Consider the following 11,695-nt stretch of genomic DNA (forward strand, 5'->3'; position numbering starts at 1 on the left):
CTTCTTGCTCGACACAAGTTGATCTATCAGGACGTCCCGTTGCGTCATTCACCAGGGCTTGACCTGCGACTCAAAACTCAAACGCAACGGTGTTGCTGTCTTCACACACTGATGATCACCGGTGGCCGCACCCGTTCTCGGGTCAGCCCCGACCAGCAAGATCGCGAACTACAGCTGGAGTACGAGGGGCAACGTCAGGACGCGGAGCGGGAACAGCTCGGCGCCGCGCGGGGAACAGGGATCTCGTGCTCGCCCGTGATGGCTTCAAGCTGTACCGGGGTGAGGCGGGCGGACCGCAGGACGCCGAGAAGGTGTCGGCGCGGTGGCGCTCGCTGCGGAAGCGGCCGCACCTGCCGGGAGGACCTCCGGATTCACGACTGGCGGCACAGTCGGCAAGGTCACGAACGATCTGAAGGCCGGGGAGAACCCCGTGGAGGTCTCCCCGAACGTCCGGCACCACCCGCCGGGCCACCATGGCCCGCTACGGGCACGCACGTAAGGACAGAGCGCGGACGTAAGGACGGAGCGCGGAAGCTCGCCCCCTCCGGTGAGGGCCGACTCGGCCTGTCATCCCTGGAATGACCTGGGGAATCGCTCGGCTGTTGGTCACGTGGTTGGTCACGCCACAGCCGGAGAAACAGAAAAACCCCAGATCAACTGGGGTTTTGGCTGGTGTCCGAGGGGGGACTTGAACCCCCACGCCCGATAAAGGGCACTAGCACCTCAAGCTAGCGCGTCTGCCATTCCGCCACCCGGACCGGTGGTCGGCCCCGGTCTCCCGCGGCGACATGGACAACAATACCAGGGCTTCGAGGCGCCTCTCACCCGCATATTGCGTGGTCAGGGACGCCGGGGAGCCGGTAAACACGCACCGGACAGCGTGTATCCGCACGGATGCGTGGCGTGAGGCTACGGTCGGCTGCGTGAGCCTTCGTACCCATCGGCAGCCCCGGCCCCTCTCCCCGCTGCGCGAGCATCTGCGGGACACCTTCTGGTTCGCTCCCAGCGCGGCGCTCGTTCTCGTCTTCGTGCTCTGGGCGCTGGCCGACGCCCTCGACGCGGCGCTGCTGGAGGCGCTCCGGGAGGACCGCGACTTCGACGCCGTCCGCACGCTGATCGGGTGGGCCGAGGACGCGAAGACCATCGTGACCACGATCGCCTCCGCGATGATGACCTTCATCGGGGTGGTGTTCAGCATCTCGCTGGTCGCCGTGCAGATGGCGGCGGGGAACTTCAGTCCCCGCATCGTACGGATCTTCATCCGGAGCCGGATCAGCAAGGCGACGTTCTCCGTGTTCCTGGCGACGTTCCTGCTGTCGCTGCTGGTGCTGACCTCCTACGACAGCGAGCAGGACCCTGAGCTGGTCGTCTCCGTGCCGCTGCTGCAGAGCGCTGTGACGCTGCTGATGGTGGGGGTCAGTCTGCTGCTGTTCATCGCCTACGTGACGCAGACGCTTCAGCTGATGAAGGTCGGGCCCGTGGTGGAACGGGTGGCGAAGGAGTCGCTCCGGGTGCTGGAGCGGATGCCTGCGCAGGACCCTGAAGGGGCACCGCTGCCCGGCGAGGTCGCTACCGTCCCGCACCGCGGCAGGTCGGGGACGCTGCGGGACGTGCATGTGGCCCGGCTCGTGCGGGCCGCCCGGCGCAAGGACGTGGTGCTGCGGCTCGTGCCCAGGATCGGTGACTTCGTGGTGCCGGGGACACCGGTCATCGCCGTGCACGGCGGCCGGGCGGACGGCCGGAAGGCGCTGCCGGCCCGTCAGGTGCTGCAGTCCTCGGTGTCCGTGGGGGTGGAGCGGACGTTCCATCAGGATCTCGGGTTCGGACTGCGGCAACTGTCCGACATCGGGCTGCGGGCCCTGTCGCCGGCCGTGAACGATCCGACCACCGCCGTGCAGTGCGTCGACCGGATCGTGCAGTTCCTGGCGGCCGCCGCGCACCGGCCGCTGGGGGCCGTGCACCACCGGGACCGCGACGGAGTGGTGCGGCTGGTGCAGGACGGTCCCGAGTGGCGGGACCTGGTCGATCTCGGCTTCGCGGAGATCCGCGGTCGGGCCTTGCGCGACCCTCAGGTGTCCCGGCGGCTGATGGCGGCCTACGACGATCTGCTGCGGCTGGTGCCGGCCGAGCGGCGCGAGCCGTTGGAGCGGCACCGTGCACTGTTGGTGCAGGCGGTGGAACGGGAGGTACCCGAGGCGGCCGAACGGGCGTTCGCGCTGCGCTCCGACCGCCAGGGCATCGGGTGAGGGACCGGTCGAGGACGGTGGCCCACGGGGGCGGCGCCCGCCGCTACCGGACCGCGCTCAGGCTCGCGTAGACGACGACGTTGCCCTGGTAGCCGGTGCCGGGCGAGTAGGGACCGCCGCAGGTGATCACCCGCAGCTCGGGCCGGTCCGCATCGCCGTAGACCTTGTCGTCGGGGAAGTCGTTCCTGTCGTGGACCTCCACGGCGTCGACGGCGAAGACGGCCGTGCGTCCGTCCTCCCTCATGATCTCGACGGTGTCGCCCTTGGTGAGGGCGCCGAGCCGGTAGAAGACGCCGGGGCCCATGGGGGTGTCCACGTGACCTGCCGTGACGGCCGTGCCCGTCGCGCCGGGTGCCGTGCCGCGGCCGTACCAGCCGGCCAGGCCGGGTTCGTCGGCGGGCGGCGGTCGCAGCGCGCCGGTGTCGTCCAGTTCCAGTCGCGTCATGGGGGCGTTCACTCCGATGGCGGGGATCACCATCCGGACCGGGTCGGACTGCGGCAGGGCCTGGATTCCGGTGGGCGCCGGTGCGGTGCGCGGAGCGGGCAGGGCGGAGACGGAACGGCTCTGGGCGGACGACGGCTGCGGCGGATGCTCGTCACGGGCCGCGTCGGCGATGAGCAGGATTCCCGCGATCGCCGCGCAGGCGAGCACCTTGAACGAGGGGACGGGGAACGCCGGTCTCTCAGCGGCCCTCGGCCGGTGACCGTTCTCCATCGTGGCGAGCCTCTGCATCTACGGCGGGCGGACGGGTTGATCCCCGCGCCCCCGGCACAGAGCAGTACCAAGGGGCGGGGGCCGTGGGAGGGAGGGGCCGCGGTCAGGTGGCGATGCTGCTCGGGCGGCGGCGCATCCTCAACACCGTGCCGGCGACGGCTCCGGTGAGGAGCACACCGCCGAGGGCGAACCGGGTGGTGCTGCCCGCGGAGTCGCCGAAGCCCGCGTCGACCGCGCCGTTGGGGCGGCCGGAGATCTGGTACGTGCCGGTGACCTTGGTCCTCGGGGGGCACTTCAGGGTGACGGTGTCGCTGCCGGACGCGGCGTCGTCGGGGACCTCGAACTCGCCCACCAGGGTCCCCTTCCGGTCGCCCTCGAAGAGGTGGAACGGCCCTCCCGCCTCCGACTCCCCCTTGCCGTACGTCTCATTGCCGCAGGCGGTGGTGGTGACGGTGACCGTGGTCCCCGGCACGGCCCGCTGTTCGCTGATGCTGACGCTCCCGTCGTCCTCCCCGGCCGCCGCGGCGGCCGGGGAGGACAGGGCGAGAAAGCCGACGATCAGGGCGGCCGGGAGTCCGGCACGTGCGATACGCATGAATTCCTCCAGTGGAGCAGGGTCCGGCCTGTCTGCCTGTCTGCCTGGCGCCTGTGCCGAGCGCGGTTGCCGTGCTCGGTGCACAAGGCGGCCGACACTTAGGGATCACCGCAACGGGACGGGCCGACACCTCGCCGTCACCCGGTGAGGTGCACGGCCCGCTCCTTCTGCGCCGTCGTTGCAGGTCACCGCGGCGGACGGCACGGGGAGGGTCGCGCAGACGGGCTATGGGCATGCCCCCAGCGCTGAGTGCGTCCGGATCCCGCGTCCGGATCCCGCGTCCGGGGTCCCCGAACCTGTGATCCGGTCCGGCCGGTACGGTCCCCGTGTGGACCGAGGTGCCCGTCCACGACCGGCCACGGGTGGCCGCGGCGGCCGGGAGACCGGTCACCACGGCCACCCGGCCGTACGGGGGCCGGCCTGTTCGGGCGCCGTTCTCCTCCAGCGCCGCTTGAACCGGCCGGCTGCCCGGGTGCCGGTTACGACAACTGGCCGTCGTAGTCGGGGAGCTTGAAGGTCCGCTCGGCGTGGCCGCCGACCAGGTCGGTGGTGTTGTTGCCGATGTTGGCGATGATCGTGTAGCCCTTGGCCTCGATCTCGGCGCGCTTCTCGGTCTTGTAGGCGCTGACCTCGTTGAACAGGTCGGGCAGATCGCGGACGTACAGACCGTCGACCGGGTAGCCGACCCGCTTCAGGTTCCAGTCGGTGAGGGAGTGGATGATGCCGGGTCGCGCGGTGACGAAGAAGACGGCGACACCGCGGGAGTCGGCGAAGCGGGCGAGGCCGCGCATCCGCTCGATGGCCGGGGTGGGCAGCTCCCAGAACGGGTGGAAGTGCGTCTCCAGCGAGGTGTTGTCGATGTCGAGGACGATCGCCTGCTTCTCGCCGGCGGCGTCGGCGGTGCGCTGTTCGATGTAGGGGCGGGCCTCGTCGACGACGGCGGCGACGTCGCGCAGCCAGGTGTCGTAGTCGACGCCCGGCGTCTGCACCTCGGTTGCCGTCGGCGCGGTGGCCGACGCCGCCGTCGCGGTGTCGGCGTGGGCGGAGGCGACGGGGAGGGCCGCCACAAAGGTCAGGGCGGCGGCGGTTGCGGTGGTGCGGACCGTCCAAGTGCGTGCATGCATGGGGGGTCTCCTGGGTGTGGAGGCAGCTCAGGGAGCCCGTTCGACCCGGGTCGGGCGAACGAGTTGACATGCTCGCGCTTAATAATGGACGGCAGGCGACATTCTTACTACCGATCGGTAGCCTCTTTTGTGTCCGCGGACGACGGACGGGCGGCCCGCCCGGTGGACCCCGGTCCATCAGGAGGGCCGCCGCCGGTTCAGCGGCGGGCGCGCAGGGCCGCCAGGTTGTCGTAACTCTTCCGGGCGACCTCGAGGGACTGCCCGGGGTCGGTGGCACTGGGCGCGCCGTCGTGCTCGATCATCGGGTTGTGGTAGTTCTTCGCCCCGACCCGCCGGAAGAACGTGCGGTAGTCGATGTCGCCCTCGCCGAACGTCACCATGTCGTAACCCTGGCCGTGCTGGGTGTTGACCGTGCCGTCCTTGGCGTGGAACAGCGGGTAGCGCACGTTGTGCCGTGCCACCAGACCCGCCGGGTCGAAGACCTGCTCGCGCCGGCAACCGTCGTGGGCGGTGTAGGTGCGGAACTTGTACTGGGCGACGTGTGCCCAGTAGACGTCCATCTCCAGCCAGACCAGGCGCGGATCGGTCACCTTCAGGAAGTACTCCAGCTTGCGGATGCCCGAGCTGCGGGTCGGGCGGCCCTGGTCGTCGAGCGGTCCGCCGTCGAGCAGGAAGCCGTACGCCGAGTCGTGGTTGTGGGTGTAGAGCTTGATGCCCTCGCGGCGGGCGACGGCGCCGAGGGCGTTCCACTTGTCGGCGGCCACGTCCCAGTCGGCCCGATAGGAGCTGCTCGTGGGGTCACCGCCGGTGCCCATGTGGCGCATGCCGAGGATGCCGGCGATCTCCAGGGACTGCTTGAACCGGTCCAGGTCGGTCGAGGTCAGCGGCCAGGAGCCCGGGATGAAGCCGTGGTTGCCCTGCGCCCGCAGCCCGTACTCGTCCAGCCAGGACCGCAGCAGTCTCGCGCCCTCCACACTCTCCAGGTTCGCGCCGCCCGGCGCGTTCGGGTGCTGGCGGTACCCGGCGAACTCCACCTGCCGGTAGCCGTGGCGGGACAGCTGCTTGAAGACCTCACGGAAGCCGGACGGCAGAGCGGTCGACAGCGGGTCGCGGCCCGTCGCGTCTCGGACCGTGTAGAGGATGATGCCGCGCTTGTGCGGCGGGATCAGGGAGGACCTGCCATGGCCCGAGGCCCCGGTGCCGGTGTCCCGCTCGCTCAGCGCCAGCGCCGGTGCGGCTCCGACGACCGGAGCGGCGATCGCCCCCGCGGCTGCGGCCGTGCAGGTGCTGAGGAAACGGCGGCGGCTGACGCCGAGCGTGCGGCGCAGCGAGTCGTCGGTGACGCTCTCTTCGTTCAACGCGGTCACGTGATTGCCTCTCACTTCGATGGAAGACTTCTGCCGGGCGCGCTGCCTTCACGAGTGGGTCGCCGGCCGTCGAGGCCGGCCAGCCGGAGCAGCAGGGACTTCACTTCGGTGGCCTCGACGCGGCCCGACACGGCGCGGGGGGTGGAACACAGGACGAGCGGGCCTTCTTCGTCGCTCGCGGGGAGGCGGCCGTGGCTGCCGCGAATCGGTGACGGGTCCAGCGGCACGACCGCGAGGCGGTAGCGCATGCCGAGCTTCTTGCGGGCCACGGCCTTGGCCGCCTTGAGGCGCACATACGGGTCGTGCGGGTCCGTGAACAGCTCGACGGGGTCGTAGCCGGGTTTGCGGTGGATCTCCACGAGCCGTGCGAAGTCGGGGGCACGGGCGTCGTCGAGCCAGTAGTAGTAGGTGAACCAGGCGTCGGGCTCGGCGATCGCCACCAGCTCCCCCGAGCGCGGGTGGTCGAGCCCGTGGTCCTTCTTGCCCTCGTCGTCGAGGAGTTGCTCGATGCCGGGCAGGCCGGCCAGTGCCTCGCGGGCGGCGCCGAGGTCCTCGGGCCGGCGCACATAGACGTGGGCCAGCTGGTGGTCGGCCACGGCGAAGGCGCGCGAGGCCATCGGATCGAGGTACTCCATGCCGTCCTGGGTATGGACCTCGAGCAGACCGGCGCGGCGCAGGGTGCGGTTGATGTCGACCGGGCGACTCACCCGGGTCATGCCGTACTCGGACAGGGCGACCACCGTGCGGCCCTCCTCCCGGGCGTCGTCGAGCAGCGGGCCGACGACGGCGTCGAGGTCGGCGGCGGCGCGGTGGGAACGGGGGTCGTCGGGGCCGTAGCGCTGGAGGTCGTAGTCCAGGTGCGGCAGATAGCACAGGGTCAGGTCGGGCCGCCGGGTGCGCATGATGTGGCGGGTCGCGTCGGCGATCCACCGGCTGGAGGCGATGCCGGCGCCCGGCCCCCAGAAGCGGAAGAGGGGGAACGTGCCGAACTTCTCGGTCAGTTCGTCGTGCAGCGCCAGCGGGCGGGTGTAGCAGTCGGGCTCCTTGCGGCCGTCGGCGTAGTAGACGGGCCGAGGGGTGACGGTGACGTCGGTGTCGGCGCCCATCGCGTACCACCAGCAGATGTTGGCGACGGTGTACCCGGGGTGGGCGCGGCGGGCCGCGTCCCAGATCTTGTCGCCGGACACCAGGCCGTTGTGCTGCCGCCACAGCAGCACGTCGCCGAGTTCGCGGAAGTACCAGCCGTTGGCGACGATGCCGTGCTCGGCCGGGAGGGCGCCGGTGAGGAAAGTGGACTGCGCGGCGCAGGTGACGGCCGGGAGCACGGTGGTCAGGTGCGCCTGCGAGCCGGCCGCGGCGAACGCCTTGAGGCGGGGCATGTGGTCCAGGAGCCGGGGGGTGAGGCCGACGACGTCCAGGACCAGAAGGGGGGTGGGGCGCTGGTCGCTCATGGCAGTTCCTTCACGTCCTTCACGGCAGCTCTTTGAGGCCGAGGTCGGTGAGCAGGTCGCGGGCGAGGGTGAGTTCCGCGGCGATCCCGTCGGCGAGCTGCCCCCGGGTGCGGGGCCGCAGCTCGGCGGGGAGGGCCTGCCAGGTGTAGGTCTCGACCTCGAGATGGCGGGTCACGGGCTCGGGCACGCCGACGAGCCGGGTCAGGGTGTCGCGGAGCACGGGGAGGGTGGAGGTGAGCGGTGCGGCGGGCGGGGCGTGCAGCGGGACGTGGAAGTGGGCGCGCCAAGGGCCGCCGTCGGGGAGCGTGTCACCGGCCACGGCCTGGCCGAGGTCGTCGGTGCCGCGCAGCCCGGCTGCCGTGAGGGTGCGGGTCTGGTGCAGGAAGCGGGGCTCCGCGAACGCGGCGAGCGCGTCGCGCACCTCGGGCAGATGGGGGTGCTCGGCGTGCAGGGCGGCCGACAGCTGCGCCTTGGGCACGGCGACACCGGCCGCGGCGAGCGCGGCGAGCGCCGTACCGGGGTCCTCGAAGGAGGTGGCGAGATGGCAGGTGTCGACGCACACCCCGATACGGCTGCCCGGCAGTGCGGTCAGGGGTCCGATCGCGTCGGCAGTGGTCTCCACCGTGCAGCCGGGCTCGGGTTCGAGGGCGATACGGATGGACTTGCCGGTGAGCTCCTCGAGCGCGTCGAGCCGGCTGGCGAGGGTGCTCAGTGCGGCGCGGGCGGCCGTGGCTGCGTGCGCGTCGAAGCCGGTCCGCCAGGCGAGCGGAAGGGTGGAGATCGTACCCTCGGTGACGTCGTCGGGCAGCAGGGCCGCGAGGAGCCGGGCCAGGTTTGTCGTGTGCGCCAGGCGTTCGGCGTCGGCCCAGTCGGGTTTGTAGACCCGGTACTTGACCTCGTCCGCGCCGAACCCCTCGTAGGGGAAGCCGTTGAGCGTGACGACCTCGAGGCCGCGCCGTTCCAGTTCGGCCCGCAGCCCCCGCAGCGCCGCCGGGTCGGCGGTCAGGGAGCGGACGGCATCCCTGGCGAGCCACAGGCCGATACCGAGACGGTCGCGGCAGAGGCGTCTGCGGACCGGCTCGCAGTGGTCGCGCAACTGGGCGAGGACGCCGTCGAGGGTTTCCGCGGGGTGGACGTTGGTGCAGTAGGAGAGGTGGACGGTGGAGCCGTCGGGGTGACGGAAGCGCATCCGTGGCTCCTCTCATTCCCCGCCGCGCAGGACGGAGTTGCCCTCGTGCAGGGCCTCCGGCTTCGGGACGTCGAGCTGGAGACGTCCGCTGAGCCCGTAGAAGGCGACCGGGTTGCGCCACAGGACCTGGTCGACGTCGTCCTCGCTGAAACCGGCCGCGAGCATGGCGTCGCCCACCCTGCGGGTCTTCAGCGGGTCGCTTCTGCCCCAGTCGGCGGCCGAGTTGACGAGCACCTTCTGCGTCCCGTACGTCCGCAGGATCGTGATCATGCGGTCCTCGTCCATCTTGGTGTCCGGGTAGATCGAGAAGCCCAGCCAGCAGCCGCTGTCGCGGGCGGGCCGCACGGTCGTCTCGTTGAGATGGTCCAGCAGGACCCGGTCCACGGGCAGGCCCGACTCACGGACGGCGTCGACCGTGCGGTGCAGCCCGGCCAGTTTGTCGCGGTGCGGCGTGTGTACGAGCGCGGGCAGACCGTGGTCGGCGGCGAGCTGCAGCTGCGCCGCGAGCGCGGTGTCCTCCGCGGGCGTCATGGAGTCGTAGCCGATCTCGCCGACGGCGACGACCGAGTCCTTGACGAGATAGCGGGGCAGCGCGTCCAGAACGGGCGTGCAGCGGGGGTCGTTCGCCTCCTTCGGGTTGAGCGCGACGGTGCAGTGGTGGGCTATGCCGTACTGGGCGGCGCGGTAGGGCTCCCAGCCGAGCAGGGCATCGAAGTAGTCGAAGAAGCTGGCCGGGGAGGTCCGGGGCTGGCCGAGCCAGAAGGAGGGCTCGACGAGGGCGCGCACCCCGGCCGCGTACATCGCCTCGTAGTCGTCTGTGGTGCGGGAGGACATGTGGATGTGGGGGTCGAAGATACGCATCACAGCTCCTGGTGCCGCTGGGGCCGCTCACCCGTCAGGGCGAGTGCGCGGTCGAGATCGTGGGGGATGTCACGGCCGGCGGCGGTGCGCTCGGCGGCGTAGTCGGTGAGCATGCGGGCGAGTTCGCCGTCACCGGCCGCCCGTACGGCCAGGTCCGCGACCGCGTCGAGGGGGACGCCGGTGAACAGGCACTTGAGGACGGCGTGCCGCCAGGCGTGCGGGGCGAGACGGGCGGCGGCGTAGGGGCCGACGGCCGCGGAGACGAGCCGGGTGTCGTTGGTACGCAGGGCGTCGTCCACAAGGTGCACGGCGCACGGGCCGTCGACCAGGGCGGGCAGCGCCAGGAGCACGGCGCGGCGTTCCGCGGCGCTGCCCTGCCGGTAGAGCCGCGTCAGGGTCTCGACCCCCGCCCGTGCCTCGACGAGCAGGAGCGTGCGGACGGCGTCCGCGTTGCCCTGACCGCAGTGCCGCCCGGCGGCGGCGAAGCTGAGTTCCCAGCTGTGCGCGGTGTACGGGGAGGAGGCGACCGGGGGCGCCTGCGCCGCGCGGGCCGCGTCGGCCAGCGCCTCGTCGAGCCAGGCGCGGGCGGCGTCGTCGGCCAGCCGAGCGCCGACGTCCGCGCGGGTCGGGGGTGCGGGCTGCGTCACGATGCGGGGGCTCCCTTCGGGGCCGGGGCGCATTCGGTACCGATCGTTTCCGCGGTGCCTGCGGCGCCGGTCGCCCCCGCGGTGCGCAGGAACTCGATGGAGCGGCGGGCCAGTTCGGGGCCCGCGTGGGAGTGGCGGGGCAGCTCGACGACCGTGAGGCCCTGGTAGCCGATGGCGGCCAGCGCGGCCAGCACGGGCGGGAAGTCGATCTCCCCCTCGCCGAACGGCAGATGCTCGTGCACACCTCGGCGCATGTCCTCGATCTGCACATGCCTCAGCCACGGCGCGGACGCGCGGACGCACTCGGCGGGCGGGGCGGGCTCCAGGCACCGGCAGTGGCCGATGTCCAGGGTGAGACCGAGCGGAACAGGGTTGCCGAGGGACGTGCGCAGCTGGTGGAAGTCGGCGAGGGTGGCGAGGAGATGGCCCGGCTCGGGCTCGATCGCGACGGGCACACCGGCGAAGGCGGCCGCGTCGAGCACGGGCAGGATCGCCTCCTCCAGGCGCTTCCACGCGGTGTCGTCGTCCGTGCCGGGCGGGGTGCTGCCGCTGAAGCAGTGCACGGCGTGCGCACCGAGGTCGGCGGCGACCTTGACCGCGGTGACGAGCAGCCGGGTGCGGGCCGCGCGGCCGTCCGGGTCCGGGTCGAGCAGGGACGGGCCGTGCTTGCGGCGCGGGTCGAGTACGTACCGGGCGCCGGTCTCCACCGTGGCGGTCAGGCCGAGGTCGCCGAGCCGGCGGGCGACCCGGCTCGTGCGGGCGGCGAGGCCGGGGGCGAGCGGGTCGAGGTGCATGTGGTCGAGCGTGAGCCCGACGCCGTCGTAGCCGAGGTCCGCGAGGAGGACGAGGGCGTCGTCGAGACGGAGGTCGGTGAGGCCGTTGGTGCCGTAGCCGAGGCGGAGTCGTTCCGGGTTCGTCTCTGGGCTCATGTGGGACTCACCTTCCGTGCGAGCTTGCGGGCGAGCGGCACGAGCCCCATCACCGCGAGCCCGGTGAGACCCGCGCCGGACCGGACGGCGAGCGCGGCCTGCAGCGGGATCATGGCGCGGATGCCGCCGCCCACGGCACGTTGCGTGAGCGGCGCGGACGGGTTGAGGGCGGCGTGCAGATACGGGATGGCGGCGGTACGGAGGTAGGCGGCGGCGAGCAGGACGGGGGCGGGTCCGGCGGGTGGGCGGGCGAGGACGGCGCCCATCACCGCGGTGGCGCCGAGTGCGGCGAGCGGCGTGGTCGTCGAACCGCCGTGCGCCTCGTGCCGGGACACGGCCGTGACGGCGTAGGTGTGCGCGGCGAGCACGGCGGCGGCGCGGGCGGCGCGGGCGGCGCGGGCGGTGCGGGCGGTGCGGGCGGCGCGGGACGGCGTGGTGAGTCCCCCGCTCCGCCCCTCCCCGAAACCCTGACGGGAACCTGCAGGTTCACGCCGTGCCGGCGGTGCTTGTGGGAGTAGTCCGCCCGGCCGTCGCCGACCCGGTCGCACTCGGCGAGGGTGCCGTCCAGCAG

General features: G+C 72.1%; 10 protein-coding genes, 1 tRNA gene and 2 pseudogenes. 1 reads left to right on the forward strand and 12 read right to left on the reverse strand.

Going from position 1 to position 11,695, the window contains the following annotated elements; genetic code table 11:
• Positions 1-670 precede the first annotated feature (670 nt).
• Positions 671-758: transfer RNA gene (locus AB0903_RS33365), tRNA-Leu, on the reverse strand.
• Between the two features lie 165 nt (positions 759-923).
• On the opposite strand from AB0903_RS33365, the gene AB0903_RS33370 reads away from it, so the two are divergent.
• Positions 924-2,246, forward strand: a complete 1,323-nt coding sequence (locus tag AB0903_RS33370; RefSeq protein ID WP_366708499.1) for a DUF2254 domain-containing protein — start codon at positions 924-926, stop codon at positions 2,244-2,246.
• A gap of 43 nt (positions 2,247-2,289) precedes the next feature.
• Here the strand turns inward: AB0903_RS33370 and AB0903_RS33375 are convergent, their stop codons facing one another.
• From AB0903_RS33375 to AB0903_RS33425, 11 genes and pseudogenes are all read right to left on the reverse strand, one after another.
• Entirely contained in the window at positions 2,290-2,961 is a 672-nt protein-coding gene (locus tag AB0903_RS33375; protein ID WP_366708500.1) for a class F sortase, read from the reverse strand.
• A 103-nt stretch (positions 2,962-3,064) separates the two neighbouring features.
• A complete protein-coding gene (locus tag AB0903_RS33380) occupies positions 3,065-3,556 on the reverse strand; it encodes a sortase (RefSeq protein ID WP_366708501.1) in 492 nt (163 codons plus the stop codon).
• A 479-nt stretch (positions 3,557-4,035) separates the two neighbouring features.
• Complete coding sequence (locus tag AB0903_RS33385; protein ID WP_366708502.1) at positions 4,036-4,680, reverse strand: HAD family acid phosphatase; 645 nt, start codon at positions 4,678-4,680, stop codon at positions 4,036-4,038.
• Positions 4,681-4,877: 197 nt separating this feature from the next.
• Positions 4,878-6,047 (reverse strand): sugar phosphate isomerase/epimerase family protein, encoded by a 1,170-nt coding sequence (locus AB0903_RS33390; protein ID WP_366708503.1) that lies wholly within the window; start codon positions 6,045-6,047, stop codon positions 4,878-4,880.
• Positions 6,048-6,058: 11 nt separating this feature from the next.
• Positions 6,059-7,498 (reverse strand): nucleotide pyrophosphatase/phosphodiesterase family protein, encoded by a 1,440-nt coding sequence (locus tag AB0903_RS33395; RefSeq protein WP_366708504.1) that lies wholly within the window; start codon positions 7,496-7,498, stop codon positions 6,059-6,061.
• A 19-nt stretch (positions 7,499-7,517) separates the two neighbouring features.
• A complete protein-coding gene (gene eboE, locus AB0903_RS33400; protein WP_366708505.1) occupies positions 7,518-8,687 on the reverse strand; it encodes a metabolite traffic protein EboE in 1,170 nt (389 codons plus the stop codon).
• Positions 8,688-8,699: 12 nt separating this feature from the next.
• A complete protein-coding gene (locus AB0903_RS33405) occupies positions 8,700-9,548 on the reverse strand; it encodes a TatD family hydrolase (RefSeq protein ID WP_366708506.1) in 849 nt (282 codons plus the stop codon).
• Entirely contained in the window at positions 9,548-10,195 is a 648-nt protein-coding gene (locus tag AB0903_RS33410; RefSeq protein WP_366708507.1) for an EboA domain-containing protein, read from the reverse strand. The genes AB0903_RS33405 and AB0903_RS33410 overlap by 1 nt, the downstream gene beginning before the upstream one ends.
• Entirely contained in the window at positions 10,192-11,124 is a 933-nt protein-coding gene (locus tag AB0903_RS33415) for a sugar phosphate isomerase/epimerase family protein (RefSeq protein WP_366708508.1), read from the reverse strand. Before AB0903_RS33415 ends, AB0903_RS33410 begins: the two co-directional genes overlap by 4 nt.
• A pseudogene (locus tag AB0903_RS33420) lies at positions 11,121-11,501 on the reverse strand (prenyltransferase); the annotation flags it as partial. The gene AB0903_RS33415 and the pseudogene AB0903_RS33420, both read right to left, overlap by 4 nt.
• Positions 11,502-11,599: 98 nt before the next feature.
• Positions 11,600-11,695, reverse strand: a pseudogene (locus tag AB0903_RS33425) (IS5/IS1182 family transposase); the annotation flags it as partial.

This window comes from Streptomyces sp. NPDC048389 (assembly GCF_040706335.1).
Classification (GTDB): domain Bacteria; phylum Actinomycetota; class Actinomycetes; order Streptomycetales; family Streptomycetaceae; genus Streptomyces.

Excerpts from the sequence above, each read along its gene's own strand:
- AB0903_RS33375 (WP_366708500.1), bottom strand. The coding sequence starts at position 2,961 with ATGGAGAACGGTCACCGGCCGAGGGCCGCTGAGAGACCGGCGTTCCCC.
- AB0903_RS33380 (WP_366708501.1), bottom strand. The coding sequence starts at position 3,556 with ATGCGTATCGCACGTGCCGGACTCCCGGCCGCCCTGATCGTCGGCTTT.
- AB0903_RS33385 (WP_366708502.1), bottom strand. The coding sequence starts at position 4,680 with ATGCATGCACGCACTTGGACGGTCCGCACCACCGCAACCGCCGCCGCC.
- AB0903_RS33395 (WP_366708504.1), bottom strand. The coding sequence starts at position 7,498 with ATGAGCGACCAGCGCCCCACCCCCCTTCTGGTCCTGGACGTCGTCGGC.
- eboE (WP_366708505.1), bottom strand. The coding sequence starts at position 8,687 with ATGCGCTTCCGTCACCCCGACGGCTCCACCGTCCACCTCTCCTACTGC.
- AB0903_RS33405 (WP_366708506.1), bottom strand. The coding sequence starts at position 9,548 with ATGCGTATCTTCGACCCCCACATCCACATGTCCTCCCGCACCACAGAC.
- AB0903_RS33415 (WP_366708508.1), bottom strand. The coding sequence starts at position 11,124 with ATGAGCCCAGAGACGAACCCGGAACGACTCCGCCTCGGCTACGGCACC.